The 24800-nt window shown below is 73.4% G+C and carries 24 protein-coding genes and 3 pseudogenes; 13 read left to right on the top strand and 14 right to left on the bottom strand.

The genetic code is table 11. The annotated features are described in order from the left end of the window. Nucleotides 1–128 precede the first annotated feature (128 nt). Nucleotides 129–278: a DUF305 domain-containing protein gene (locus AB0I79_RS32985; protein ID WP_357881346.1), complete on the bottom strand. Its 150-nt coding sequence runs from the start codon at nucleotides 276–278 to the stop codon at nucleotides 129–131. 157 nt (nucleotides 279–435) lie between these two features. Here AB0I79_RS32985 and AB0I79_RS32980 point away from each other — a divergent pair. Together AB0I79_RS32980 and AB0I79_RS32975 are read left to right on the top strand one after the other, a co-directional pair. Continuing rightward, a pseudogene (locus AB0I79_RS32980) lies at nucleotides 436–558 on the top strand (hypothetical protein); the annotation flags it as partial. Between the two features lie 50 nt (nucleotides 559–608). Then, nucleotides 609–1139 (top strand): annotated as a pseudogene (locus tag AB0I79_RS32975) (response regulator transcription factor); the annotation flags it as partial. A gap of 101 nt (nucleotides 1140–1240) precedes the next feature. Here AB0I79_RS32975 and pta read toward each other — a convergent pair. Further along, the gene (gene pta, locus AB0I79_RS32970; RefSeq protein WP_357881343.1) at nucleotides 1241–3298 is read right to left on the bottom strand and encodes a phosphate acetyltransferase; all 2058 of its coding nucleotides are present in this window, start codon (nucleotides 3296–3298) and stop codon (nucleotides 1241–1243) included. A 92-nt stretch (nucleotides 3299–3390) separates the two neighbouring features. Here pta and AB0I79_RS32965 point away from each other — a divergent pair, with 92 nt between their 5' ends. Then, entirely contained in the window at nucleotides 3391–4593 is a 1203-nt protein-coding gene (locus AB0I79_RS32965; RefSeq protein WP_357881340.1) for an acetate kinase, read from the top strand. A gap of 189 nt (nucleotides 4594–4782) precedes the next feature. After that, a complete protein-coding gene (ilvA, locus tag AB0I79_RS32960) occupies nucleotides 4783–6033 on the top strand; it encodes a threonine ammonia-lyase IlvA (RefSeq protein WP_357881337.1) in 1251 nt (416 codons plus the stop codon). Here the strand turns inward: ilvA and AB0I79_RS32955 are convergent. The 4 genes from AB0I79_RS32955 to AB0I79_RS32940 all read right to left on the bottom strand — a co-directional run bounded on the left by AB0I79_RS32955 (nucleotide 6023) and on the right by AB0I79_RS32940 (nucleotide 9808). Continuing rightward, nucleotides 6023–6976 (bottom strand): proline dehydrogenase family protein, encoded by a 954-nt coding sequence (locus AB0I79_RS32955; protein WP_357881334.1) that lies wholly within the window; start codon nucleotides 6974–6976, stop codon nucleotides 6023–6025. The two genes, ilvA and AB0I79_RS32955, sit on opposite strands and share 11 nt — an antisense overlap. 64 nt (nucleotides 6977–7040) lie before the next feature. After that, nucleotides 7041–7883: an ABC transporter permease gene (locus AB0I79_RS32950; RefSeq protein WP_357881331.1), complete on the bottom strand. Its 843-nt coding sequence runs from the start codon at nucleotides 7881–7883 to the stop codon at nucleotides 7041–7043. After that, nucleotides 7880–8860, bottom strand: coding sequence for an ATP-binding cassette domain-containing protein (locus tag AB0I79_RS32945; RefSeq protein WP_357881328.1), 981 nt, complete (start codon nucleotides 8858–8860; stop codon nucleotides 7880–7882). Before AB0I79_RS32945 ends, AB0I79_RS32950 begins: the two co-directional genes overlap by 4 nt. Before the next feature lie 102 nt (nucleotides 8861–8962). Next, entirely contained in the window at nucleotides 8963–9808 is an 846-nt protein-coding gene (locus tag AB0I79_RS32940) for an AraC family transcriptional regulator (protein WP_357881325.1), read from the bottom strand. Between the two features lie 149 nt (nucleotides 9809–9957). On the opposite strand from AB0I79_RS32940, the gene AB0I79_RS32935 reads away from it, so the two are divergent. The 5 genes from AB0I79_RS32935 (at nucleotide 9958) to AB0I79_RS32915 (ending at nucleotide 13950) form a co-directional block, all read left to right on the top strand. Next, the gene (locus AB0I79_RS32935) at nucleotides 9958–10653 is read left to right on the top strand and encodes an ATP-binding cassette domain-containing protein (RefSeq protein WP_357881322.1); all 696 of its coding nucleotides are present in this window, start codon (nucleotides 9958–9960) and stop codon (nucleotides 10651–10653) included. Beyond that, nucleotides 10650–11300: an ABC transporter permease subunit gene (locus AB0I79_RS32930; protein ID WP_357881318.1), complete on the top strand. Its 651-nt coding sequence runs from the start codon at nucleotides 10650–10652 to the stop codon at nucleotides 11298–11300. Before AB0I79_RS32935 ends, AB0I79_RS32930 begins: the two co-directional genes overlap by 4 nt. 172 nt (nucleotides 11301–11472) lie before the next feature. Beyond that, nucleotides 11473–12060: a hemerythrin domain-containing protein gene (locus tag AB0I79_RS32925; protein WP_357881315.1), complete on the top strand. Its 588-nt coding sequence runs from the start codon at nucleotides 11473–11475 to the stop codon at nucleotides 12058–12060. Between the two features lie 209 nt (nucleotides 12061–12269). Then, nucleotides 12270–13262 carry an aminoglycoside phosphotransferase family protein gene (locus AB0I79_RS32920; RefSeq protein ID WP_357881312.1) on the top strand — a complete coding sequence of 331 codons (993 nt, stop codon included), beginning with the start codon at nucleotides 12270–12272 and terminating at the stop codon, nucleotides 13260–13262. A gap of 109 nt (nucleotides 13263–13371) precedes the next feature. Then, complete coding sequence (locus AB0I79_RS32915) at nucleotides 13372–13950, top strand: TOPRIM nucleotidyl transferase/hydrolase domain-containing protein (RefSeq protein ID WP_357881309.1); 579 nt, start codon at nucleotides 13372–13374, stop codon at nucleotides 13948–13950. 30 nt (nucleotides 13951–13980) lie between these two features. On the opposite strand, the gene AB0I79_RS32910 is transcribed toward AB0I79_RS32915, so the two are convergent. The 4 genes from AB0I79_RS32910 to AB0I79_RS32895 form a co-directional block, all read right to left on the bottom strand. Further along, complete coding sequence (locus AB0I79_RS32910) at nucleotides 13981–15804, bottom strand: ABC transporter ATP-binding protein (RefSeq protein ID WP_357881306.1); 1824 nt, start codon at nucleotides 15802–15804, stop codon at nucleotides 13981–13983. Between the two features lie 114 nt (nucleotides 15805–15918). After that, nucleotides 15919–16530, bottom strand: a complete 612-nt coding sequence (locus AB0I79_RS32905) for a LysE family translocator (protein WP_357881303.1) — start codon at nucleotides 16528–16530, stop codon at nucleotides 15919–15921. 61 nt (nucleotides 16531–16591) lie between these two features. Then, entirely contained in the window at nucleotides 16592–17587 is a 996-nt protein-coding gene (locus tag AB0I79_RS32900) for a small ribosomal subunit Rsm22 family protein (RefSeq protein ID WP_357881300.1), read from the bottom strand. 464 nt (nucleotides 17588–18051) lie between these two features. Further along, the gene (locus AB0I79_RS32895; protein ID WP_357881297.1) at nucleotides 18052–18624 is read right to left on the bottom strand and encodes a TetR/AcrR family transcriptional regulator; all 573 of its coding nucleotides are present in this window, start codon (nucleotides 18622–18624) and stop codon (nucleotides 18052–18054) included. Nucleotides 18625–18699: 75 nt separating this feature from the next. Between AB0I79_RS32895 and AB0I79_RS32890 the strand changes: the two genes are divergently transcribed. Beyond that, a complete protein-coding gene (locus AB0I79_RS32890) occupies nucleotides 18700–19698 on the top strand; it encodes a DsbA family protein (RefSeq protein ID WP_357881294.1) in 999 nt (332 codons plus the stop codon). Nucleotides 19699–19821: 123 nt separating this feature from the next. Here the strand turns inward: AB0I79_RS32890 and AB0I79_RS32885 are convergent, their stop codons facing one another. Continuing rightward, complete coding sequence (locus AB0I79_RS32885) at nucleotides 19822–20256, bottom strand: hypothetical protein (RefSeq protein ID WP_357881292.1); 435 nt, start codon at nucleotides 20254–20256, stop codon at nucleotides 19822–19824. A gap of 129 nt (nucleotides 20257–20385) precedes the next feature. On the opposite strand from AB0I79_RS32885, the gene AB0I79_RS32880 reads away from it, so the two are divergent. The 3 genes from AB0I79_RS32880 to AB0I79_RS32870 all read left to right on the top strand — a co-directional run bounded on the left by AB0I79_RS32880 (nucleotide 20386) and on the right by AB0I79_RS32870 (nucleotide 22818). Beyond that, complete coding sequence (locus AB0I79_RS32880; protein ID WP_357881289.1) at nucleotides 20386–21240, top strand: alpha/beta fold hydrolase; 855 nt, start codon at nucleotides 20386–20388, stop codon at nucleotides 21238–21240. Between the two features lie 288 nt (nucleotides 21241–21528). After that, the gene (locus AB0I79_RS32875; RefSeq protein WP_357881286.1) at nucleotides 21529–21846 is read left to right on the top strand and encodes a hypothetical protein; all 318 of its coding nucleotides are present in this window, start codon (nucleotides 21529–21531) and stop codon (nucleotides 21844–21846) included. Nucleotides 21847–22062: 216 nt separating this feature from the next. Continuing rightward, on the top strand, nucleotides 22063–22818 hold the full coding sequence (locus AB0I79_RS32870; RefSeq protein ID WP_357881283.1) for a TetR/AcrR family transcriptional regulator: 756 nt from the start codon (nucleotides 22063–22065) through the stop codon (nucleotides 22816–22818). Between the two features lie 100 nt (nucleotides 22819–22918). Here the strand turns inward: AB0I79_RS32870 and AB0I79_RS32865 are convergent, their stop codons facing one another. The 3 genes and pseudogenes from AB0I79_RS32865 to AB0I79_RS32855 all read right to left on the bottom strand — a co-directional run bounded on the left by AB0I79_RS32865 (nucleotide 22919) and on the right by AB0I79_RS32855 (nucleotide 24754). Beyond that, complete coding sequence (locus AB0I79_RS32865) at nucleotides 22919–23260, bottom strand: DUF4180 domain-containing protein (protein WP_357881280.1); 342 nt, start codon at nucleotides 23258–23260, stop codon at nucleotides 22919–22921. A 53-nt stretch (nucleotides 23261–23313) separates the two neighbouring features. Continuing rightward, nucleotides 23314–23715 carry a helix-turn-helix domain-containing protein gene (locus tag AB0I79_RS32860; protein WP_357881277.1) on the bottom strand — a complete coding sequence of 134 codons (402 nt, stop codon included), beginning with the start codon at nucleotides 23713–23715 and terminating at the stop codon, nucleotides 23314–23316. Nucleotides 23716–23759: 44 nt separating this feature from the next. After that, a pseudogene (locus AB0I79_RS32855) lies at nucleotides 23760–24754 on the bottom strand (winged helix DNA-binding domain-containing protein). Nucleotides 24755–24800 lie beyond the last annotated feature (46 nt).

The raw sequence follows: 24800 nt of genomic DNA, 5'->3' as shown, positions 1-24800 counted from the left end.
CGGACATTGCCACCTTCCAGGCAAATCATTCGCATTTCAGCGCGTCCCAACATATACCCCCACCAGGTATACATGCAATGCCGGAAGGCCTCGCCCGAGCGCGGCCGGCGCACGGACGGGCCCACGGGTCAGCGCCTGTCGAGGATCTTCCGCAACTGCTCCACCTCTGCCTGCTGCGTGGCCGCTATCGCGCCGGCCAGCTCTTTGGCCTGCGGGTTCGAGCCGGCGGCCTGCTCGGTGCGGGCCATTTCGATCGCGCCCTGGGGATGGGCGATCATCTGCCGCGCTGGTGTGCATGCCGCCCACGCCCGGGGCGAGGGCCACGAGCAGGACCGCGCGCCACCCGCCATCCACGGACCAGCCGCATAGGCCCCACCATTCCCATCGCCAAGCAGCACGTCAGGACGCTCGCAAGCGTACTATCATTCATCGTAGATGATGGCAGATAGGAGGAGGGGCCGGCAGATGGCGCGTGGCCCGGGAGAGCTGGAGTCCACGATCATGGAACGGATGTGGGCGATCAGGCGACCGGCCTCGGTACGGGACGTGCTGGAGCACCTCCAGCAGGGCCGCACCATCGCCTACACGACCGTCATGACCGTGATGGACAAGCTGTCGCGCGCATCCCGGCGCTCATGCCCGACGTGGCGGTGCTGGACGTGCGGCTGCCCGACGGCAACGGCGTGGACGTCTGTCGCGAGGTGCGCTCGCGGGTGCCGGGGCTGGCCTGCCTGATGCTGACCTCGTACGCCGACGACGACGCCCTGTTCGACGCGGTCATGGCCGGCGCCGCCGGCTACGTGCTCAAGCAGATCCACGGCTCGGACCTGGTCGGCGCCGTACGCACGGTCGCCTCCGGCCAGTCGCTGCTCGACCCGCAGACCACCGCCGCCATGCTGCAGCGGCTGCGCGACCAGGCCGCCAGGAAGGACCCGCTCGCCGCGCTGACCGAGCAGGAGCGGCAGATCCTCGACCTCATCGGGGAAGGGCTGACCAACCGGCAGATCGGCGAGCGCATGTTCCTGGCCGAGAAAACGGTCAAGAACTACGTCTCCAACCTGCTGTCCAAGCTCGACATGCAACGCCGCACCCAGGCCGCCGCCCTGGCGGCGCGGCTACGCGCCGACCGCAGGCGATGACCGCCCGCTCCTGAACGGTTCGAGGTAGAACCGGGCCACCGTCGTGGGGGCGGGACGGCCACGCCTGTGCCGGACGAGGTCACCGTCCCACGTGCGTGCCCTCAGCGGCTGTCGCCGGCATCCGGCGGCACAGCGCCGTCGGCCACCTGGGCGGCCGTGACGGCGACGGTGGTGACGATGTCGGCCACCGTGGCGCCGCGGGACAGGTCGTTGACCGGCTTGCGCAGCCCCTGCAGCACCGGCCCGACCGCGACGGCCCCGGCGCTGCGCTGGACGCCCTTGTACAGGGTGTTGCCGGTGTTGAGGTCGGGCACCACGAAGACCGTGGCGCGCCCGGCCACCCGGCTGTCGGGCATCTTGGCCTGTGCCACGCCGGGGTCGATCGCGGCGTCGTACTGGATCGGCCCCTCCACCTGCAGGTCCGGGCGGCGCCCGCGGACCAGTTCGGTGGCGGCGCGGACCTTGTCGACGTCGGCGCCGGCGCCCGAGGCGCCCGTCGAGTACGACAGCATGGCGATCCTCGGCTCGACGCCGAACAGCGCCGCCGTGCCGGCCGAGGCGATCGCGATGTCGGCGAGCTGCTCGGCGCTCGGATCCGGGTTGACCGCGCAGTCGCCGTAGACCAGCACCCGATCGGCCAGGCACATGAAGAACACGCTGGAGACCAGGCCCAGGCGCAGGATCTCGAACGCGGGCCTGATCGTGTGCGCGGTGGTGTGCGCCGCGCCCGACACCATGCCGTCGGCCATCCCGGTGTGCACCATGAGCGTGCCGAAGTAGGAGACGTCGGTGACGGTGTCGCGGGCCAGCTCGACGTTCATGCCCTTGTGCGCCCGGGCGGCGGCGTACTCGCGGGCGAACCGCTCGCGCAGCTCCGGGTCGAACGGGCTGAGCACCCGGGCGTCGTCCAGGTCGAGGCCGAGCTGGGCGGCCTGGACCCGGATGCGTTCCTCGTCGCCGAGCAGGGTGAGCTCGGCGACGCCGCGGCGCAGCAGGATGTCGGCCGCGCGCAGGATGCGCGGCTCCTCGCCCTCGGGCAGCACGATGTGCCTGCGGCGGGCGCGGGCCCGGTCCAGCAGCTCGTACTCGAACATGAGCGGCGTGACGACGTCGGTCTTGGCGATGTCCAGCCGCTCCAGCAGCAGCGCGCCGTCCACGTGCTCGGCGAACAGCCGCACCGCCGTGTCGATCTTCCCGCCCGCCTCGGGCGTGAACCGGCCCTCCACCGTCGACAGGCGGGTCGCGGTGTCGAAGGTGTCGTGGTCGGTGGCGATCACCGGCAGGGGGATCGTCATGCCGCGCAGCAGGCGTTCGACGGGGGCGGGCAGGTCGGTGCCGCCGGTGAGCAGCACGGCCGACAGGGCGGGGAACCCCGGCGACGTGTGCGCCGCGATCAGGCCGGGCAGCAGCGCGGCGGCCCGGTCGGACGGGATGATCACCGCCGCGCCCTCGGTGAGGCGGTCCAGGATGCCCGGTAGCGACATCGCGCCCACCATCAGCGCGCTCGCCTCCCGGCCGAGCCCGTCGCGCTCGCCCAGGAAGAACCGGCCGTCGCAGGCGTCCAGCAGGTCGGCCACCGTCGGCGCGCGCAGCGAGGGGGTCTCCGGCAGCACGAACACCGGCGTCGGATGCGCGATCGTGAGCTGCTCGGCCGCGCGGGTGACCACGACCGCGAGCTCGCGGGCGTGGTGGTGGGCCAGCTCCCTGGCCGACAGCTCGACCGCCGCGGCGATCTGCGCGGCCGTCCGGCCCCGGCCGCTCACCACGTTGACCACGGGCGTGCCCAGGTCGGCGGCCAGCCTGGCGTTGAACCCGAACTCCGTGGGCGCGCCCACGTCGGTGTAGTCGGTGCCGACCACCACCACCGCGTCACACCGCCCGGCCAGCTCGCGGAAGCGGGCCACGACGTCCCCCGCCGCCCGCTCGACGTCGGCGTGCACGTCGTCGTAGGTGACGCCCGCGTACGCCTCGTAGGGCAGGGCGAGCTGGAATCTGCTGCGGATGGTGTTGATCAGGGCGTCCGCGCGGCCGGCGCGTACCACCGGGCGGAACACGCCCACGGTCTCCACCTGCCGGGACAGCAGCTCCACCAGGCCCAGCGCGACGGTCCCCTTGTTGCTTCCCGCCTCACCCGCGGCGACGTACACAGCACGTGTCATGTCCCTCATTGTTCTCGCCTCCGGCGGTCCCCTCATCGCAGGGTCCGGGCCCAGGCGCGGGGCTTCGGTACGCAGGGCCTAGGCTCGTGGGCATGGCCGACCCCATCCTCGTCCTGAACACGGGATCCTCCTCGATCAAGTACGAGCTCGTGGACCCGCACACCCGCGAACGTTCGGCCAAGGGCCTGGTCGAGCGGATCGGGCAGGAGCAGGGTCGGCTGACGCACCGCAGCGGGGACGGGCCGCCGTACGTCCGTGACCGCGCCTTCGCCGATCACGGCGAGGGGCTGGCGGCGATGATGGAGGCGTTCGTGGCGGCGGGGCCGGAGCCGGCCCCGGTCGCGGTGGGGCATCGGGTGGTGCACGGCGGCGACCGGTTCGCCGAGGCCGTGCTGATCGACGATTCGGTGGTCGCCGCCATCGAGGAGCTGGCGCCGCTCGCGCCCCTGCACAACCCGGTCAACCTCACCGGCATCCGGCTCGCCCGCAAGGTGTTCCCCGACGTGCCGCAGGTCGCCGTGTTCGACACCGCGTTCCATCGCACGCTGCCGCCGGAGGCGTACACGTACGCGGTGCCGGGCGAGTGGCGCGAGCTGGGCGTGCGGCGCTTCGGCTTCCACGGCACGTCCTGCGCCTACGTCTCCCGCCGCGCCGCGGCGTTCCTCGGCCGGGACCTCGCCGGGCTCGACCTGATCGTGTTGCACCTGGGCAACGGCGCGAGCGCCACCGCGATCTCCGGCGGGCGCAGCGTCGACACCTCCATGGGCATGACGCCGCTGGAGGGGCTGGTCATGGGCACCCGCTCGGGCGACGTGGACCCCGCCCTCGCCGGCTACCTCGCCCGGACGGGCGGCCTGGACGCCGAGCAGGTGGAGCACGGGCTCAGCCACCGGGGCGGCCTGCTGGCGCTCACCGGCTCCAGCGACATGCGCGAGGTGCGCGCCCGCTCCCGTGACGACGAGGGCGCCCGGCTGGCCCTGCGGATCTACACCAGGCGCATCCGCAAGTACGTCGGCGCCTACCACGCGCTGCTCGGCCGGGTGGACGCCATCGTGTTCACCGGCGGCGTGGGCGAGCACGACGCCGCCACCCGCGCCGAGTCGCTGGCGGGGCTGGAGCGGCTCGGCATCACCGTGGACGCCGCGCTCAACGAGACGGCCTCGGGCGGGGAGCGCGCGGTGTCTCCGGCTGGGGCGGAGGTGCCCGTCCTGGTCATCCCCACCGACGAGGAGTGGGAGATCGCCGCCCAGACCCTCGCGCGGCTGGCCGGCCCGCCGGCCCCTTCCGCCGGGTGACGGGGCCGGTGCGGGGGCGGGCCGGGCCGGCTCGGGTAGGGGTGCGGCGGGCATACCATGGCTTGGTGGGGTCGTTGTGGCCGGTGTGCCGCTCACGCGGCGGGCACCGTTCCCGGTGATCATTCGTGCGGTCGCCATCATGAGATGCCCTGCGCCGTCCCTTGATCCGCCGCTGTGCCAGGAGTGTGCATGAGCAACCGCCTCACCGCCACGATGATCAACCAGGCGGCCGAACGGTTGCGGCCGGTGATCCGCCGTACCGCGCTGGAGCCGAATGAGCGGCTGTCCGGCCTGCTCGGCGGCCGGGTGCTGCTCAAGCGCGAGGACGCGCAGGTCTGCCGCTCCTACAAGGTGCGCGGCGCGTTCAACCTGATCGCCTCGCTCACGCGGGAGGAACGGCGGCGCGGCGTGGTCTGCGCGAGCGCAGGCAACCACGGGCAGGGCGTCGCGTTCGCCTGCGCGCGCCTGGGGATCAGCGGCCGCGTGTACGTCCCGTCCACCACGCCGCGGCAGAAGCGCGAGCGCATCGCGGCGCTCGGCGGCGACCGGGTGGAGATCGTGGTCGGCGGCGGCACCTACGACGAGGCGAGCAGCGCCGCGCACGACGACAGCGAGCGCACAGGCGCGGTCTACGTGCATCCGTTCGACGACGTCAGGACGATGGCCGGGCAGGGCACGGTGGGCCTGGAGATCCTGGAGCAGTCCGGGGAGCGGCCGGGCACCGTGGTCGTCCCGGTCGGCGGGGGCGGGCTGATCAGCGGCCTGGCCGTCTGGCTGCGCGAGCATTCCCCCGGCACCCGCATCGTCGGCGCCGAGCCGGCCGGAGCGGCCAGCATGCGTGCCGCGCTCGACCACGGCGGCCCTCTCGCCCTGCCCGAGCTGGACACCTTCGTGGACGGTGCCGCCGTCGGCAGGGTCGGAGACGCCACGTTCCCCCTGGTCAAGGAGCTGGTCGACGAGGTCGTCGCGGTCGATGAGGGCGCGATCTGCACCGAGATGCTGGATCTGTACCAGACCGACGGCATCATCGCCGAGCCCGCCGGTGCCCTCGCGGGCGCGGCGGCCCGCGAGGTGCTGCCCTACGCCCCGGCGGGGCCGGTGGTGTGCGTGGTGTCGGGCGGGAACAACGACGTCAGCCGGTACAACGAGGTGCTGGAGCGCTCCCTCGTGCACATCGGGCTGAGGCACTACTTCCTGGTGACCTTCCCGCAGCGCCCCGGCGCCCTGCGCCACTTCCTGGACGAGGTGCTGGGCGAGGGGCAGGACATCATCGCCTTCGAGTACATCAAGAAGAACAACCGCGAGACCGGCCCGGCCCTCGTCGGCATCGAGCTGGAACGGGCGGGCGACCTCGACGATCTCCTGTTCAGGATGAAGGCCGGCCCGCTGGCGGTGGAGCGCATCCCGCCGGGCTCGCCGCTGTTCACGTTCATCCTCTGACGGCCGTGGCCGGCGGGGCCGCGGCGTCGAGGAGGGCTTGGAACAGGCGCGCGGGGTCCTCGGCGATCCGGTTGCAGACGTAGAGCCACCACTCGGTGCCGAACACGACGTACTCGCGGACCGGGTGCCCGCCGTCCTGTGCCGCGCGCAGCCGCTCCGTGCCGAGGCCGAGCAGCATCTCGAACTCGTAGTGGCGGGCGCCGGCCGGCAGGCGCGCGGTCAGCTCGCCGATGAGGTCCGCGTCGTGGGTGGCGATCGAGCACGGGTGGCCGCTGTCCAGCAGGGTCGTGGCCTGGTCGAGAAAGGCGGTGCGCAGGGCGGCGCTGCCGCGCGGGTGGGCGACCGTCTCGGGTTCCAGGTAGGAGCCCTTGACCAGGCGGATGCGTCCGGGACGGCCGAGCAGCGCGGGCAGGTCGTCGGCGGTCCTGTGCAGCCGTGCCTGCACGGTGACGCCGACGTGGTCGAAGCGCTCGCACAACCGCTCGTGCGTCCACAGGATGAGGTCGGTTCGGCCCGATCCCTCCATGGAGATCATCATCTCCTGGCCGGCGGCGGCCGTCGCGGCGGCGAGCCGGGTGGCGTTCCTGAGGCCGAGGTCGGGGTCCACGACGGAGCCGATGTGCGAGAGGTCGAGCGAGATGGAGCAGTTCAGCCGGCGGGCGGCGACCTCGCGTGCGAGCTCGGCGAACACCTCGGTCTCGGCCGTGGCGCGGGCGGCGTCGCGGCAGCTCTCCCCCATGTAGTCGATGGTGGCGGCCTGCCCTCGGGCGTTGATGCGGGCGACCCGGTCGAGCGCCTCGGCCGCGGTTCGCCCGCCCACGTAGCGTTCGGCCACCCGCCAGGCCAGGCTGCGCAGGGCGGGGTCGGACGCGACCCGCTCCTTGAGGTCCTCGTCAAGAGCCAGGGCGCGCATCGTGTCGGCCGCCTGATCCAGCAACGTCATGATCATCCTTTCGTCGCACCCGGACTCTATCACCAACAGATGTTTTTTTAGAAGGCCGGGTCCGTCACGCCCCGCGGCTGTAGAGCCGGAGCGCGATCGGCGCGAGCACGACCGTCATGACGCCCGAGATCCCGAGGACGAGCAGTACGTCCCCCGCGTCCGGGACGCCGCCGAGCAGGCCGCGCGCCGCCTCGACCAGGAGCGTCACCGGGTTGACGGTCACGAACTCGCGTACCCAGGCCGGCATGGTCCCCGGCGGCGCGAACGCCGAGCTCACGAACGTCAGCGGGAAAAGAATCATGGTGGATGCCCCCATGACGGCGGCGGGGGTCCGCACGGTGAGGCCGACGATCAGCCACAGCCAGCTCAGCGCGAAGCAGAAGACCAGGAGCAGCGCGACGGCCCCGGCGAGGCCCCCGAGCCCGCCGGGCGCGCGATATCCGATCAGCGTCGCGATGCCGAGCACGAACCCGGAGGCGATGCCGTAGCGCAGCGTGTCGCCGAGCAGCGCGCCGACGAGCGGCGCGGGCCGCCAGATCGGCTGCGAGCGGAAGCGGTCGAACGTGCCCTGCCCGATGTCGGTGTTGAGCGTCACGGCCGTGTACATCGTCATGAAGACGATCGTCTGGGCGAGGATTCCCGGCAGGGCGTAGCTCAGGTACGCCTCCGGCGATCCGATCATCGCCCCGCCGAACACGTACGTGAACATCAGCGTGAACATGATCGGGAACAGCGTGGCGTCGAGGAGCTGCTCCGGCACGTGCCTGATCTTCAGCAGGACGCGCCAGGCGAAGGTCAGCGTCGCGCCGAGCGGGCCGGCGCCCCTGTCCGGTGGTGGCGCGCCGGCGACGGCGGAGATGAGCCGGGTGTCGAGCGCGGGGCGTTCGGCCGCCTGGTGGATGGTCACGTCGATGCCTCCTCGCGGCCCGGCGCGGCGGCGTCGGCCGGTTTGCCGGTGAGAGCCAGGAACACCTCGTCCAGGCTCGGCTGGGCCAGCGCGTACTCGCCGATGCCGAGCCCGCGCCCGGTCACGGCCGCCAGCGCGCTCGCGACCGCGGACGGTTCGTGCACCCGCAGGGAGAGCGCGGCGGGATCCGGCTCCAGGACGGGATCCGCGCCGAGCAGCTGCGCCAGGAGGCGGGCGACCTCCGGGCGGTCGGCGCTGTCGGTGACCCGCACGCGCAGCGCGCCCGCGCCGACCAGCGCCTTGAGCCGGCCGCTCGTGCCCTCGGCGATGACGCGGCCGTGGTCGACGACGGCGATGCGGTCGGCGAGCTGATCGGCCTCCTCCAGGTACTGCGTGGTGAGCAGGACGGTGGTGCCGGCGCCGACGAGCGCCCGCACGCTCTGCCACACCTGGCCGCGGGTACGCGGATCCAGGCCGGTCGTCGGCTCGTCGAGCATCAGCAGGGCCGGGCGGACGACGAGGGAGCCCGCGATGTCGAGCCGGCGCCGCATGCCGCCGGAGTACGTCTTCACCGCCCGCCCGGCGGCCGGGCCCAGGTCGAAGGCCTCCAGCAGGTCGGTGGCGCGCTTCCTGGCCGCCCTGCCCCGGTGCCCGCGCAGGCGGGCGAGCAGGATGAGGTTCTCCAGCCCGGTCAGGTCCTCGTCCAGGGAGGCGAACTGCCCGGTGAGCGCCAGCAGGGCCCTGACCCGGGCCGCCTCGGTGGCGACGTCGTGGCCCAGCACGCGAGCAGCGCCGCCGTCGGGACGGATCAGCGTGGCGATCATCCGGATCATGGTGGTCTTGCCCGCCCCGTTGGGCCCGAGCACGGAGTAGACGCACCCGGCGGGCACCGCGAGGTCGACGCCGTCCACCGCCCGGGTGGCGCCGAAGACCTTGACCAGGCCGCGGGTCTCGATCGCCCAGGTCTCCTGGCTCATGCCGCGGGGCCTTCCCCGCGCAGCCGGAACGCCGGCCTTCCGATCAGTGATGTCATGCAGGCAGCGTGCCCCGGCACCGCGGCCGCGGTCTTGAAGGAATGTTCAGGCGGCGGGCGCCTGCGCCCAGGCGACGCTGTCGACCGTCCACAGCGGGTCGGCGGCGATCGCGCCCGGGGTGCGGCCGGCGAACCGCAGCACCTCGCGGTGGAGGTGCGACTGGTCGGCGTAGCCGAGCTCCGCGGCGACCTCGGCGACGCCGGCGGCCGTGCCGAGCCGGCGAAGCGCCAGGTCGAACCGGACGATCGTCGCCGCCCGCTTCGGCGAGACACCGATCTGCGACTTGAACCGGCTCCAGAAGCGTGTGCGGCTCCAGCCGTACAGGCCGGGCAGGTCACCGATCAGCACCCGCCCGTGGCCGGCCCTGATCCGCCGCCAGGCGTCGGCCACCTCGGGGTCGAGGCGGGCCGTGGAACGGCGCCGCCGGGCGAGCGCGGCGCGGACCAGCGCGAACCGGCCGTCCCAGGACCGCGTCTCGATCAGCCGCGCGCGCAGCCGGGCGGCGTCGCGCCCCCAGACCTCGGCCAGGTCCAGCGGCGCGCCGTTGAGCTCGGCCGGCTGCACGCCGAGCAGGCCCGGCGCGGCCGGCGGATCCACCTGGAGCTCGATGCAGTCGATGGCGCGGCCGGCCATCCTGACGGCCGCCGGGGCGATGCCGGCGACGAGGCCGCCCTCGATGGCACCGCTGCCGAAGGGCTCGAGGCTGCCAGGCGTGCAGTCGATCACGATCGCGATCGCCGGACCGGGGGGAATGCGCTCCTCGAACGTCCCGCCGGAGCGATCGCGGAAGCCGGCCATCCTGACGCCGGGGACCGCGTGCGCCGCGCTGGGGGCCGCCACCTCCCAGCCGCCGTGGGCCCGCGGTTCCGGCCCGGTGTCGTCGGCTCTCATGCACGCGAGCCTAACCCGTGCGCGTCCGTGAACCGGAGCGGCCTCCCGCCCGACTGAGCCAGGTGACGGAAGGACGAACCCGAGAAGGGGGCAACGGCCATGGTCGAGCGAGGAGCGGTCGCGGACACGCGGGCGGGCAGGGTCCGGGCATGAAGGCGCTGGAGGCCGACGGGCTGGGCAAGCGGTACCGCACGCGCTGGGCGCTGCGCGAGGCCACGTTCGAGCTGCCCGCCGGGGCCCGGTGCGCGCTGGTCGGGCCGAACGGGGCGGGCAAGACCACGCTGCTGAACCTGGTGACCGGGCTGCTGGCGCCCACCACCGGCCGGGTCCGCGTCCTCGGCCGGCCGCTGGAGGTGTCCAGGGTGGCGTTCGTGGCGCAGGACAAGCCGCTGTACCGGCGGTGGAGCGTGGCCGACCTGCTGCGTTTCGGCGCCGCGACCAACCCTCGCTGGGACCGGCACGCCGCCACCTCGTTCCTGCACGACCACGACATCCCCGTCCGGGAGCGGGCCGATCGCCTGTCCGGCGGGCAGCGCACCCTGGTGGCGCTCGCCCTGGCCGCCGGCAAGCGGGCCGACCTGCTGGTGCTGGACGAGCCGCTGGCCGAGCTGGATCCACTGGCACGCGTGCAGGTGATGGACGCGGTGCGCGCGCTGCGGACCACCGTCCTGCTGTCGTCGCACATCCTCGCCGACCTGGCCGGGGTGTGCGATCACCTGATCCTGCTCGGCGCCGGCCGGATCCGGCTGTGCGGCACCTTCACCGACCTGCTGGCCTCCCGCCCGGACACCACCATGGAGGACCTCGTGCTCGACCACCTGCGCAACCCCGGGCCCGCCCGATGACCGGGCCTGTCGCGGGGCCGCTGTGGGCGGCCTGGCGGGGGCAGCGCGCCCAGGCCGCCGCGATCGCCGCCGTCGTGCTGATGTACGGCCTGGCCGCCGCCGTGGAGCGGGCGGAGCCCGGACTGTCCGGGCTGACCCAGCAACTGGCCGGGCTGCTGCCGGGCGCGGTCTGCCTGGTGTGGGGCGCGCCGCTGATCTCCCGCGAGTTCGAGACGGGAACGTACAGGCTCGCCTGGACGCAGAGCTTGACGCGCGGCCGCTGGCTGGCCGCGGTCGTGGCCGTCCCGGTCGCCGGCGCGCTGGCCGCGGCGGCGGTGCCGGCCGCGCTGCTGGCCTGGGCGGTGCCCGCCGCCGGAGGCGATCCGATGGCCTGGCCGTACTACGAGAGCCACGGCCCGGTGCCGTTCGCCCGGGTGCTGTTCGCCCTGCTGCTCGGCGTCGCGATCGGCGCCGTGACCAGGCACACCCGCGTCGCCATGCCGCTGTCCGTCCTGCTGGTGGGCCTCGGCCAGCTCGCGGGGCGGGCGCTGCGGGGCCGTCTCGACCTGCCTTACTGGCCGGCGCAGTGGATCGAGACGGCCGCCTATCTCGTCCTCGCGCTGCTCCTGGCCGGCGTCGCCCTCCTGGCTATCCGGCGGCGCGCCTGAACGGCGCCGGATCCCGGGCGGGCGCGGTGGCGGCGCCGTCGCACGCCGGGCGCAGCCTTCGAGCAGCAGGAACGGCGTGCCGTCCAGCACCAGTACGAGGTCCGTGGCTGCCCTCGGGCTCCCGGGTGAAGCCGCCGCGCTTGGCACTGCGCGAGCGGGGTAGCGAGCGGCCATGGCAGCCGACGTCATCACCCTCATCAAGGCCGACCACCGCAAGGTGGAGGAGCTGTTCGCCAAGCTGGCCAGCGGCAGGGGCGACCCGCGGGCCATCGTGGCCGCGCTGTACGCCCTGCTCACCGCGCACGCCCGGGCCGAGGAGGACGTGGTCTACCCCCGCCTCGACGCCCACCACGGCCTGGAGCAGCACAAGGAGGCCGAGGTGCTGCTGGACAGCCTGAAGCGGGCCCAGCCCGGCGGCACGGAGTTCACGAGCGCCCACGCGCTGCTGGCTCTCACGGTGAGCCACCACGTGCAGGAGGAGGAGAGCACCCTCCTGCCGCTGCTGGCCCGCACGGCGAGCGAGCGAGAGCTGCGCGACCTGGGCCGGACGTTCCGGCAACGCCGGCAACAGGAGCTGCGCGCGCTGACCACCCCCAGGAAGGCCCGCGCGACCTCCCCCCGGAAGGCCCGCACGACCTCCGACGGCGGCCACCTCACCAAGACGGAGCTGTACGAGCGGGCCCGCAAGGCCGACATCCCCGGGCGCTCCCGCATGAGCAAGGAGGAGCTCGAGAAGGCCCTGGCCAAGACCCGTTCCTGAGACCTTCGCCCCAGCCCGAGCACGATCCACCCGGCAGCGGCCCCTACGGCGAGGAGCTCTGGACGGTCCGGCACGGCGCTGGAGCGGTTCCTCCAGGTCGACCGCGTACAGGATCGAGCTCGCGATCCGAGCGGCCCGGGCTGCCGGGCCCTCCCGGCCGGGGGAAAAGGGTGAGACGGCGCCCTGGCGTCCGTGCCAGCATCTCGATCATGGCTGAGTACGAGACGAGCGACGAGACCCTGGCCGCCATCGCCGCCCGGCACGGTGTCGCCGCCGAGCAGGTGCGGCCCCTGCGCGAAGGGGTGGCCAACCGCGTCTTCCTGCTCGGGGACGGCCTGGTCCTGCGCATCCCGCGGGCCGAACGGTTCCTGCCGGACCTGGTCAAGGAGGCCGCGGTCATCCCGGTCGCGCTGCGGGCCGGCGTGCGCACCGCGGAGGTCGTCGCCTTCGACGGCACCTGCTCGGAGGTGGGCGTGCCGTACATGGTGCTCACCCGGACGCGGGGGGTGGATCTCACCCGGCTCGACCCGCGCTCGGCAGGGATGGCCGGGGTGCTCCGGCAGGTGGGGCGGGAGCTGGCCAAGCTGCACCGGCTGTCCCCGCCGGCCCCGTCAGCCCGGCTTGGCCACGCGGCCGCATCGGCCCCGTCCACCCCTTCGGCCCTCGCCGCCGTGCCGGTGGACGACGGCGGGGCGGACCCGTGGGCGCTCACCGGCCGGCTGGTCGAGGAAGGCTGGATCGACGCCGAGGCCGGCCGGTGGCTCGGCGGCTGGTTCGACCGCCTCTCGGCGCACCTGCCGGCGAGCCCGCCGCCGGCCCTGATCCACGGCGACATCGCGCCGCAGAACCTGCTCGTCCACTCCGGGACGGCCCGGCTCGGCGGGATCGTCGACTGGGGCGACGCCGCCTGGGCCGACCCCGCCGCCGACTTCGCCAAGATGCCGCTCGAATGCGTCCCCGCCATGCTCGACGGCTACCGGGAGGAGACCCCGGCGGGCGCGCCGGCCTGGGAGGCCCGGGTGCTCTGGTTCCACCTCACCTGGGCGCTGGGCCGCCTGGCCGCTCCGGTGCCGCGTCCTGGCGAACGCCACTGGACCGCCCCTCCGGCCGGCCGCCTCCTGGGCCTGCTCCGCTTCTTCGCCTCGTCCCCGCCGGCCCCCTGGGCCGAACTGGCCTGCCCGGCCGCCTCGGCTCAGGCATGAGGTACGCCGGGGCCTCGGCGCCGGGCGGGCCGCTCCGGCGCGGTGGCGAGCCGTTCACCGGCCAGGGGCAGTCGGACGATCGTTCAGCCCGGTGTGCGAGGCTGGAGTCGTGATCGACACGCGAACCGTGGTCCTGGTCGAGGGAGCCAGCGACAAGTCGGCCATCGAGACGTTGGCCCAGCGCCGGGGCCTTGACCTGGCCGCCGAGGGCATCTCCCTCGTGGCGATGGGCGGCGCCACCAACATCGGGACCTACGTCGGCGAGCTCGGCCCCTCCGGCCGCCGGCTCCGGCTGGCCGGCCTGTGCGACGCCCGGGAGGAGGGCGACTTCCGCAGGGCCCTGGAGCGCGCCGGCCTCGGCTCCGGGATGGGCCCGGGCGACCTGGAGAAGCTCGGGTTCTTCGTCTGCGTCGCCGACCTGGAGGACGAGCTGATCCGCGCCCTCGGCACCGACGCGGTCGAGCGTGTCGTCGACGCCGAGGGCGAGCTCGGCTCCTTCCGCACGATGCAGATGCAGCCCGCATGGCGCGGAAGGGCCGCTCACGACCAGTTGCGCCGGTTCATGGGAGCGGGGAGCGGGCGGAAGATCCGCTACTCCAGCCTGCTCGTCGCGGCACTCGACCTCGATCGGGTGCCGAGGCCGCTGGACCTGCTGCTGGCCCACCTGCTGGACGGCCCGGGAGGGTGAGCCGGAGCCCTCGGGCTCGGGCCGGGCGGGTCAGGCGTGGCCGGCCTGCGTGAGGTGGAGCTGGGCGTACCGGCCGCCGGCCGCCAGGAGCTCGTCGTGCGTGCCCTGCTCGACGACACGGCCGCGGTCGAGCACGACGATCCGGTCGGCCTGCCGCACGGTGGACAGGCGGTGTGCGACGACGAGGGTCGTCCGCCCCCGCATGAGGCGGGCGAGCGCGTCCTTGACCAGCTCCTCGGACTCGGAATCCAGCGCGGAGGTCGCCTCGTCCAGCAGCAGGATCCGCGGATCGCGGACGAGCGCGCGGGCGATCGCGAGCCGCTGCCGCTGGCCGCCGGACAGGCGCGCGCCCCGCTCGCCCACGACCGTGTCCCAGCCGTTCGGCTGGTCCTGGACGAACGACCACGCGTTGGCGTCACGCAGCGCCTGGACGATCCGCTCGTCGGGGACCTCCGGCAGCCCGTAGGCGATGTTCTCCCGGATGGTGCCCTCGAACAGCACGGACTCCTGCGGGACGACCGAGACGAAGCGGCGCACGGTACGCAGGTCGAGCTCCTGGATGTCGGCGCCGTCGAGCAGGATGCGGCCACCGGTCGGCCGCACGAAGCCGAGCACCAGGTTGAGCAGCGTCGACTTGCCCGAGCCCGACGAGCCGACGAACGCGACGGTGGTCCCCGAGGGGATGTCGAGGTCGATGCCGTGCAGGGCGTCCTCGTCCGCTCCCGGGTAGCGGTGCGACGCGCGCTCCAGCCGGATCGCGCCGTCCACGGCGGCGACGACCCGCTTGCCCTCGTTCTGCTCGAGGTCGGGCTCCTGGATGACCTCGGCGATCGACCGGATCGACTCCACGCCGCGCGCGGCGACCGGGATGAGCAGGAGCAACTGGGTGAGCCCCTGCGTGAGCAGCGCGAAGTAGCTCGACAGCAGCACCACCTCGCCCGCGGTGATCGGGAGGAACCCCGTGAGGGAGAACACCGCGGCCAGCACCAGGCAGCCGACCCCCAGCAGCTGCATCGTCACCCAGGACAGGGAGGCGACGTGCCCGTTGAGCATGTCCAGGTGCAGGCCGGCCCTGCGGACGCCGTCGGCGCCGTAGGCGACGCGCGTGACCGCGGTCTCCTCCAGGCCGTGCGCGCGGGTGACGGGAATCAGGGACGCCATCTCGCCGACCCGGGCGGCCAGCCCCTCCATCTCGCGGCGCAGGGCCTCGTTGCGGCGGCGCGAACGCCTGCCGAGCGCGGTGCGCAGCACGAGCGCGATCGGGACGGTGAGCGCGTAGACGGGCAGGAACTGCGGCACGGCGATCGCGGTCATCGAGATCGCGCCGATGAGCACCATGGTCGCCGACAGCAGCGGATGGGTCACCTGCTGGAGCATGAGCTCCACGTTCTCGACGTCGCGCACGACCTTGTTCTGCACGATCGACGAGCTCATGCGGGTGTGGTAGCCGATCGACAGGCTCTGCAGCCGCGCGGCCAGCGCGTTGCGCAGGTCGGCGCCGATGTCGCGGACGACCGTCATGAAGCTGCGCGTGTACAGGATGTGGTTCGGATAGTTCTGCAGCAGCAGGACGCCCGCGAGCGCGAACCACCACAGGACGGCGGTCAGGGACCCGCGGTCGGCGACGACGTCGATGATCGCGGCGGTGATGACGGGGAGGAACCAGAGCGGGATCTCCTTCAGCGCGAACGCCAGGAGCGCGAGTGACATGCGGCCGGGCCGGCGGGCGAGCAGCCGGGCGACGGATCGGGCCGGGTGGGCGCCGTCGATCAGAGCGGAGACGTGGGAGGGAGGTTTCACTGCGAGGGTGTCCTTTCTCGCCGTCACGATCGACGACGTGACGGCGTGGATCATGCAACCACACCCTCCTCCGCCGTTCTGGACCGGCCAGGCGGTTCAGACACCTGCCCAGGCGAGGTGGACGGCACTCGCCCCGGCTCTCAGCGCCTCGTCCGGGAGGACGCGGGCTCAGCGCTCGGTCAACGCCAGCTTCGCGCCGAGGGCCACGAAGGCGGCGCCGAAGCCGCGCCGCAGCCACGTCAGCACCTTGGGCCGGGAGATCACCTGGTTCCTGACGGCGGCGGCGCACAGCCCGTACCCGGCGAAGACCACGAACGTCAGCAGCATGAACACGGCGCTGAGCTCCAGCATGCGCGCCACCGCGGTCTGCTCGCCCGCGCTGACGAACTGCGGCAGGAACGCGAAGAAGAAGATCGACAACTTGGGGTTGAGTATGTTGACCAGCACGCCGTCGGTGATCACGCGCAGCGCGGGGCGCGGCTCGGCCTTCCCCTCGACGTTCAGCGCGCCGCGCTCGCGCAGGGTGTTCCAGGCCATGTACAGCAGGTACGCGACGCCCGCGTACTTGATGACCTGGAAGGCGACGGCGCTGGCGTGCAGGAGGGCGGCCAGGCCGGTGACGGCGGCGGCCATGTGCGGGACGATGCCGAGCGTGCAGCCGAACGCGGCCACGACCCCGGCCCGGCCGCCGCGGGTGAGCCCGGCCGCGAGCGTGTAGAGCACGCCCGTGCCGGGGGTGGCGACGATGACGAGCGAGGTCAGCAGGAACTCGATGCTCACGGAGGGCAGCCCTTTCCGGGGGTCGGTGTCCCCCGGAGCCAACCACCCTCCACCTTCTATGTCAATGCAGATTTGATTTAGATGGTGATGGAGGCCAGGCGTCGCCCCAGTCCACGTCGCGGGCCTGGCGGTAGAGCTCGCCTTGCCGCTTGGAGACGATCACGTCGCGCAGGCCGTCGCCGTCGGTGCACAGGCGCAGCGAGACCACGCCCTTGCGTTTGTGCGGGTGCCGCAGGACGCGGGCGGCGGGGCGCGGCCAGGAGCCGGTGATGGCGGCCACGTACGAGAACTTCTCGTCCTCGAAGCTGAGCGTGCCCGCCTTGATGCGGCGGTGCAGGGACGTCCGGGGCAGGCGTACCGAGAAGTGGCACCAGTCGCGCCCCTGCTGGATCGGGCAGGCGCCGTCGTGCGGGCAGGGGGCGACGATCGTGCGGCCCTGGGCGGCGAGGACGTCGCGGGCCGCGGCGACGGTGGCGTGGCCCGCCGGGGTGCCCGGCTCGATGATGATCACCATGGCGGCCTGCTGGGCCAGCCAGGTGACGACGCCCGGACGGTCGGGCTCGGGGAGCTCGCCCAGGGCGTACGACATGGTGACCAGGTCGGCGGCGGGCCGGTCGAGGCCCGCGCCGATGGACGCCTGACGCCAGGTCGCGCCGCGCAGCGGCTCCGGGCCGCCCCTGGCCAGGCGGCGGCCCAGGTCGATGATGTGCGCGTCGTGCTCGACGACGGTGATCCGCTCGATGGACGGCCAGATCCCGGCCGCCGCCCAGATCGCCGCGCCGGTGCCGCCTCCGGCGTCGAAGTGGCTGGTGGGCTCGAAGCCGGGGGTCAGCGTCGCCGCCTGGCGCATGGCGGTGGACGCGGCGGCGTACGTGGCGGGCATGCGGTAGGCCGCGTAGGCGGCGATGTCGGCGCGCGAGCGCAGGTGGTTGCCGCCGGTGGAGACGCCGGCGACGCGGTAGCGCTCGGTGAGCCGGGTCACCGAGTCCGACAGCTCCTGGGGCGAGAAGCGGGCCACGGCCTGGTCGAGGGCGGTTCTGAGGTCATCGGGGAGCATGGCTGGGGTTCACCTGACGCGCGGGGTGGGGAGAAGGGGCGAGGTCTGGACATGGCTTGGAGAGATCCGCGCTGGGCGCGCGGACATGAAGGCACGCAAAGGGACTCCTCGAAGGGAGGGGGAAACGGTCGGTTATGCGAACGACCGCTTCAGACGAGGAGCATTCGCCGCCGGACGGCACGCCGGGCGGGCACGCCGGCATGAACACGGCCGACGAGCACGCCTGCATGAGTGCAGCGGCGACCGGCTGACCGGCTAGAGCGTGCGGCGCCCTCGCCATGAAGCGGTGGCACAGACCTTGGCGAGGCGCATACGAACCCCCATCAATCGCGCGAAGACAACCGTGGACATTATCGGCCATGCGGCGCGGTCGGCGGTATCACCCTCCGCCTGCGCCACCCTCCGCCTGCGTCGTCCTACGGCGGTGGCGCCCAGCGGGAGGTGTCACCCTCCCGTTCAGGGTGTCACCCGCCGGCGGCCTGGCAACCGGTGCGGAAGAGCTGCCAGAACGCCAGCGCCGCCTCCTCGGCGGCCCCCCCGTCCGCGACCCAGTGCGCGATCACCCCAACCAGGGCGCCGGCCAGGTACGCGGCGTGCATGTCCACCGGTACGTCATCCCATCCGGAGGGGCGCCGGCCATCGGCGAAGCGCTGCGCGAGCTCGGCCGTCAGACGCTCGCGCATCCGGGCGCCGAAGCGCGCGCTGCCGTGGGACCCGAGCATGCGCCGGTACATCCCGGCGTTGACGGCCACGTGCTCGAACAGCTCCACCAGCGGGCCGGGCGCCTGGTCACGGGATGCGTCGAGCGGGCACAGGGCGGCGGCCCTGGCGACGGCCGCGACGGCGTCCTCCATGGCGTCGGTGACCAGCGAGTCGACGTCGGGATAGTGCAGGTAGACCGTCGCCCGGTTCACCTCGGCGCGCTTGGCCAGCGCGGACATCGTGATGGTGGCGAGCTCCTGCTGCAGGGCCAGCTCCAGCACGGCCGCCTTGAGACGGGCGCGGGTGCGCTGGGCGCGTGGATCATCGGGGTTCACGCCACCCACTATACGACAGCCATCGCTTATGCGACATGTGTTGACTATTCAACATTTGTCGCATACTTTGGCGGCATGAGAGTGGAGATTTGGGCGGACGTCGTCTGCGGGTGGGCTCACATCGGGAAGCGCCGGCTGGAGAAGGCGCTGGCCTCCTGGGAGGGGGAGCCGGTCGAGGTGGTCTGGCGGCCGTACCAGATCGATCCGTCGGCGCCCGCTCGGGCCGTCCCCATGGCGGAGCTGCTGCGGGACCCGATGGCCGACGAGGCCCTGCGCGCCTGCGCGCCCGGGCTGTCCCCCATGGAGAACCGGGCGCGGGTGGCCGAGGTGGCCGCCGCCGAAGGGCTCGGCGAGCAGTGGGGCTCCGGATGGCGGGCCGGCACGCTGGAGGCGCACCGGCTGATCGCGCTGGCGTACGAGAAGGGCGGGTCCGAGCTGCAGGACCGCGTGGTGGAGCGGGTGCTGCGGGCACATTTCGTGGACGTGCAGGACATCAGCGACCTCGCCGTCCTGACCGCCATCGCCGCCGAGGCAGGGCTGGCCGAGGAGGCCGGCTACACCGGCGAGTCCGCCCTGGAGACCCTCCCGGGGGCCGAGCTGGTGCGCGAGCTGCTGCTCGTCGGCAAGGCTAAGGGCGTGCGGACCTCGCCGACGATCGTGGCGAACGGGCTCGCGCTGGAGGGCGCGCAGCCGCCGGAGGCGCTGCGGGAGTTCCTGGAGGACGCCGCGCGGCACACGCCCCGGCAGCTGCCCGCCGAGGTGGAGCGGCTGCGGTACGCGGAGTCGCTGCTCGACCAGCGCGACCCCCTCGGCACGCTGACGTTGCTGCGTCCGCTGATGGAGGAGCACGGCGATGACCGGGGCGTGCGGCTGCTGGCGGCGCGGGCGTACTTCGCCTCGGCCCAGCTCAACCGGGCGCGCACGGCACTGGAGTCCCTGGTCGCCGAGTCACCGGACGACTCCTACGCCCGTCACCTGCTGGGCCGCACCCTCCAGCGCCAGGGCCGGCACGAGGAGGCCGCCTCCCACCTCACCCTGGCCGCCGTCATGACCCCGGACTACGGGAACGACTGACACGCGCGCCGGCCCACGCCCGACCGGATGCGGGCACCGCAGTCACGCGCGGGTCCACGGCCGAGCCGGGGGCCTGCGCCACGTCACGCGCGCGTCCACGGCCGGACGGGGTCTGCACCACAGTCACGCGCGGCGGCTCACCGCGGGCCGGTGCCGTTGCCGCAGGTCGCGGGTGGCGAGGAGGAGCAGGGCGGCCCACACGGCGCAGTACCCGCCGAAGAGCGCGCCGCCCCGGTCCGTGAGCAGCGCGCCGCTGAGCATGCCCACCGCACCGGCCGCCGCCATCGCGGCGCAGAGCCAGTGCGCGCCCAGCAACGTCCGGTACGCCCACCGCCGGCGAACGCGGAACCGTCCCGCGAGCAGGACCACCATGACCAGCGCCCCGGCCCCGGCGTTCCCCCACTGGGCCAGCGCCACCTCGCCCGGCCCGTACGCGAGGTGGCTCTCCGGCGACACCACCGGCCCGCCGGTCACCCCCAGCCGCCCCTCCCAGGCGTAAACGACCTTGGAGGCCACATACAGCCCGGTCCACCCGATTCCCAGATCCGCGTATCTCACGACCTCGACCCTGCCGCCCACCCCCCTTCACCGGGCTCCCCCGCACGGGGGATGCCCCTCCCCTGCGGGAGCTGTGCCCGTGGCGAACACCCGCCCCGCAGTCCCCGCCACCCCGCTAACGTGCAAGCCGTGGACGATCTCGACATCGCGTACGAGGAGGCGGGGCCCCCAGCGCCGGCGGGCACCGTCGTGCTCCTGCACGCGGGGGTGGCCGACATGCGCATGTGGGAGCACCAGTTCGCCGCCCTGGCCGGGCGTCACCGGGTGATCCGTTACGACTGGCGCGGCCACGGCAGGTCCGGCGACGCCGCCGGCGAGGTCTGCCACCACGAGGACCTGCTCGCCCTCATGGACGCTCTCGACGTGGACCGGGCGGCCCTGGTGGGCTGCTCGATGGGCGGCGCGTACGCGGTCGAGGCCGCTCTCGCCGCACCCGGCCGGGTCGCCGCGCTCGCCCTGATCTGCTCGGGCCTGGCCGGTCACCAGTGGCCGCGCGCGATGCTGGAGCAGGCGGCCGAGCGCGTGCACTCCTCGGTGCCGCCCGACCGCCTGGCCCGCTACCGCGCAGGTACGGCCGAGCGGGTGGACCCTGCCGACGTGCGGGCGATGGCGGAGGCACACACCCTCTGGCAGGTCGCGGGGCCCGATCGGAGCCGCGACGCGCTGCCGGAGCCGGTGTGGGAGGCGGCCGTGGAGATGTGCCGGCTGGTGTTCGAACGCGCCTGGACCGGCCCCAGGTCCAGCGAGCGTCAGCTCACCCCGCCCGCCGCCACCCGCCTGCACGAGGTGACGGCCCCCACGCTGGTGATCAACGGGCTGTCGGACGTGCCGGGCATCCAGGAGGTGTCCGCGCTGCTGTCGGCGGGGATCCCGGGCGCGCGCCGCCTCGACCTGCCCGAAACCGGGCACCTCCCACCCCTGGAACGCCCGCGGGAGGTGACCGACGCCCTGACGGCCTTCCTGCGGGAGGTCTTCGCCACCTGACCGGCCACCCGCATCCCATCGCGCAGCGGGCCGTATCCGAGAGCCGACGACGGCGGCCCCGGCCGCCGGCCTCCGCTCAGGCGGTGCGGGGGCGGCGCAGGGCAGCCTGGCCGGCGGGTTCCACGACGTCGAGGCGGGGTTGCCGGCCCCGGTGATGATCGGGTTCTTCGCGGCCGGGCTCGTCGTCGGCGGTCTATTGAGGGAAAAGTCGGTGTGGCGCTACTGGAAGCGCCAAGATCGATACGTATAGTGATGGCCGATGGCACTCCGTGATTACAGGGGGAGATCATGAGAAAGAGCCTCACCGCCACCGGCGGGGCGCTGCTCGCCGCGGCCGTACTGTTCGGCACGGCAGGCTCCGCGTCCGCAGACGGCAAGAAGGACCACGCCTGGGCCGAGCGCTGGAACAAGCACCCGCAGCACTGCGGCCTGGGCATGAACGACGACTCGACCTACTCGCACATCACCAAGCACGGCGTCTTCCTCGGCACCCGCGATGCGGACGTCTGCAAGAAGTTCGAGTCCAAGGACTACAAGGAAGACTGGTCGGGCCACGAAGACGACGATTATGGCTATGGCGACGATGGCGACGATGGCGACGGCTGACGAGAGCTGAGCTCTCGGCGTACGGCTGTCCCGGTACCCGCTCTGCGCGGGGGCCGGGACAGCCGCCGTTCCGGCCCCTTCGCCGCCGGCGGCGTCCGTCGGACGGCCCGGCCCACAGCCTCATCGAGTACTCTCGACCCACCTGGACGCCATCGCATGATCGGCACGGCTGATAGCCTTATGCTGTAAGGAATTGTCCGCCCCGGGAGTTCCGCGTTGGTCGTCTTCGCAGGTCAGGGTGATGCGCGACGGTCGATGGCGCTGTTGTGGCGCAGCGGCGAGGAGCCGGGCGAGGTGCGGCCCGGCCCCAAACCGGGGCTGAGCGTGGACGTGATCGTCGAGGCGGCGATCGAGGTGGCCGACAGCGAGGGCATGGCGGCCCTGTCGATGCGCAAGGTCGGCGAACGGCTGGGGCGCACGGGCATGGCGCTCTACACGTACGTGCCGAACAAGGGCGAGCTGGTCGACCTGATGTACGACCGCGTGCTGGCCGAGCTGCCCACCACGTACGACGCGAGCGCGGGCTGGCGCCCGGCCGTGGCCTCGTGGGCCGAGCACACGCTGGCCTTCTACCTGCGTCACCCCTGGGTGCTGCAGGTCTCGCAGGCCCGGCCGGTGCTGGGGCCCAACGAGTTCGCGACGCTGGAGAGCGTGGTGTCGATCCTGCGCGGCACGGGGCTGGGGCCGCGGCGGACGCGCGGGGTGGTGGCGCTGCTGTTCGACTTCGTCCGGGGCGCGGCCAGGACCGTCACGGAGTCGCGGCTGGCGCCCTCGGCGACCGGGGTGTCGGACGAGGAGTGGTGGCGGACGCGCTCGCACCTGCTGGAGGAGGTGGCGCCGGGCTTCACCGACCAGTACCCGATGGTGGCGTGGGTGGAGTCGGAGGACGGCGGGCCCGGCGCGGCCGACACGTTCGCGATCGGCCTGAACGTGCTGCTCGACGGCATCGAGGCGGCGGTGGCGAAGGGATGAGCATCCGGCTGGCCCCGGCACTGAACGGACGAGCGGCCGGCTGGCCCCTGCCGCCGAAGGACGAGCCTCCGGCTGATCCGGCCGCTAAAGGATGGCGCGGCTAGCCACGGCCTGACAGGCGGGCCGCCAGCTCGGCCTCGTCGCGGACGAACCAGAGGTGCTCCCCCTGGTTGGCCTCGGCGATCCAGGCGCGCACCGCGTTGCTGGCGGCGGCCTGAGGGCCGGTGTCGCCCACGATGGCCAGCCCGAGCCGGTAGTTGGCGAACTTCTGCGTGATCTCGCCGGCCACGCCGGTGCTCAGCGTGAAGAAGTCGGCGGGCAGCCGCTCGATGGGCACGGCCACCCAGGTGACGTCGCGCCCCCAGGTCTCGCCGATGAGGTCGAGCACGTCGGCGGTCCCGTTCAGGGGCTCGCCGTCCGCGTAGTGATAGCCGTCAGGCATGAAAGCTCTCCAGGAAGTCCATGATGTCTCAGCGGGGGGGGCGGCCCGGCCGTTCAGTCCCGCACCAGCGCGTCGAGGATGCGCAGCACCTGCGCGCTCTCCTCCAGCCCGCCCAGGACGACGACCTTGAGGTGCTCGCGGTCCTCGTCGTAGACGAACTGCACGCGCAGGCCGTGCGGCCGGCCCGTCAGGGAGCCCATGACCATGGTGCTGACGCGGTCCATGTCGCGCCTGGCGATGCCGTCGATCTGCACGATGCTGGACACTTCGGCGTGGCGGGCCCTGGCGGGCGCGCCGATGGGCAGGCCGGTGAACGCCGCGAGGTCCTCCTTGGCGATGCGGTACTGCCTGCCGATGCGCACGGCGGGCAGCCGCCCGTCCCGTACGTAGTTACGCACGGTCTTGACGTGCAGGCCCAGGAGGTCCGCCACCTGTTCCACGGTGTATTGCTCCATAACACTCCCCATTATGCCCTAGCTGAGGGAGTGAAAGGGAAGGATCAGGCGTGCGCCCCGACGGTGACCGGCCCGATCGTGAGACGCGGGGGGCCCTCCAGCACCTCACCCACCCGCAGCACCTGCTCCTGGAGCTCGCCGAGCTGGGCCGGCGTGAGGTCGCGCAGCGGCTCGACCGTGACGTCGATCCGGCTGCCCGAGCGCCGCTGGTGCCAGACGCCGGCCACGTTCCCGTCCACGAGCAGCACGGGGAAGTTGCCCGCCTGGCCGCCGGCCAGCGCCCGCTGCGCGGCGGCCCCGGCGTACAGCAGCTCGCGGGGCCGGCCCGCCACCACGTACGCGTCGAAGTACGGCAGCAGCCGCACGCCCCGGGGCGGTTCGCCGGGCACCGCGGTGTCGCCCGCGAGCACCCAGGCCGGCCGCCCCTCCAGCCGCACCTCCTCCAGCTCGACCCCCTCGAACGCCGCCTTCGCCCATCCGACGGAGCCGCCCGCCCACTGGGCGAACTCCGCGGGCGTGGCGGGCCCGTACGCCCGCAGGTAGCTCCTGGCCAGCCAGGCGGGCCCGTCCGTCGCAGGCGGGGCCTCCGGCGCGGCGGTGTAGGTGACCTTGCGCCCGCGGCCCGCGCCGAAGACGAACGCGCCCCGGTGCGCCGCCAGGTGCATGACCTGCCGCCACCGCGGCCAGTAGGTCTGGAACGCGGCATGACCAGGTCGCCCGCCCACGGCCCGGTGGCCGCGACGACCGCCTCGCTCAGCTCGTCCATCGTCAGCTCGGCGCCCTGCACCGCCTGGTGGATGGCGGCCACCACCTGGTCGCTCTGCTCGTCCGTCATCCGCAGGGGCGCCGGCGCGGGCGTGGCGGGCAGCGTGGACAGGGCGGCGACCCACCTGGGCAGGTCGCGGGCGGGCAGCAGGTGCACGGTGCCACGCGGGCCGTGCGTCTTGACCAGACCGCGCTCCTTCCACAGCGCCTCGCGCACGTGGACGCGGGTGACGCTGTCGAGCCGCAGCCCGACGGACAGCTCGGCGGCGGACATGACCTGGGCGTGCGCGCCGCACATGGCGGCCACGGTCTCCTCGGGG

The sequence above is a fragment of the Nonomuraea sp. NPDC050202 genome (assembly GCF_040656115.1).
GTDB lineage: Bacteria > Actinomycetota > Actinomycetes > Streptosporangiales > Streptosporangiaceae > Nonomuraea.
Note: the sequence above shows the minus strand (reverse complement) of the source record. Positions and strands in the feature narration are given on the sequence as shown.

Coding starts and splice junctions, on each gene's coding strand:
- AB0I79_RS32930 (WP_357881318.1), top strand. CDS start 10,650: ATGACCGGGCCTGTCGCGGGGCCGCTGTGGGCGGCCTGGCGGGGGCAG.
- AB0I79_RS32865 (WP_357881280.1), bottom strand. CDS start 23,260: ATGCCTGACGGCTATCACTACGCGGACGGCGAGCCCCTGAACGGGACC.
- AB0I79_RS32910 (WP_357881306.1), bottom strand. CDS start 15,804: ATGATCCACGCCGTCACGTCGTCGATCGTGACGGCGAGAAAGGACACC.
- AB0I79_RS32965 (WP_357881340.1), top strand. CDS start 3,391: ATGGCCGACCCCATCCTCGTCCTGAACACGGGATCCTCCTCGATCAAG.
- AB0I79_RS32925 (WP_357881315.1), top strand. CDS start 11,473: ATGGCAGCCGACGTCATCACCCTCATCAAGGCCGACCACCGCAAGGTG.
- AB0I79_RS32945 (WP_357881328.1), bottom strand. CDS start 8,860: ATGAGCCAGGAGACCTGGGCGATCGAGACCCGCGGCCTGGTCAAGGTC.
- AB0I79_RS32955 (WP_357881334.1), bottom strand. CDS start 6,976: ATGACGTTGCTGGATCAGGCGGCCGACACGATGCGCGCCCTGGCTCTT.
- AB0I79_RS32940 (WP_357881325.1), bottom strand. CDS start 9,808: ATGAGAGCCGACGACACCGGGCCGGAACCGCGGGCCCACGGCGGCTGG.
- AB0I79_RS32860 (WP_357881277.1), bottom strand. CDS start 23,715: ATGGAGCAATACACCGTGGAACAGGTGGCGGACCTCCTGGGCCTGCAC.
- ilvA (WP_357881337.1), top strand. CDS start 4,783: ATGAGCAACCGCCTCACCGCCACGATGATCAACCAGGCGGCCGAACGG.
- AB0I79_RS32900 (WP_357881300.1), bottom strand. CDS start 17,587: ATGCTCCCCGATGACCTCAGAACCGCCCTCGACCAGGCCGTGGCCCGC.
- AB0I79_RS32890 (WP_357881294.1), top strand. CDS start 18,700: ATGAGAGTGGAGATTTGGGCGGACGTCGTCTGCGGGTGGGCTCACATC.
- AB0I79_RS32875 (WP_357881286.1), top strand. CDS start 21,529: ATGAGAAAGAGCCTCACCGCCACCGGCGGGGCGCTGCTCGCCGCGGCC.
- AB0I79_RS32920 (WP_357881312.1), top strand. CDS start 12,270: ATGGCTGAGTACGAGACGAGCGACGAGACCCTGGCCGCCATCGCCGCC.
- pta (WP_357881343.1), bottom strand. CDS start 3,298: ATGACACGTGCTGTGTACGTCGCCGCGGGTGAGGCGGGAAGCAACAAG.
- AB0I79_RS32935 (WP_357881322.1), top strand. CDS start 9,958: ATGAAGGCGCTGGAGGCCGACGGGCTGGGCAAGCGGTACCGCACGCGC.
- AB0I79_RS32985 (WP_357881346.1), bottom strand. CDS start 278: ATGATCGCCCATCCCCAGGGCGCGATCGAAATGGCCCGCACCGAGCAG.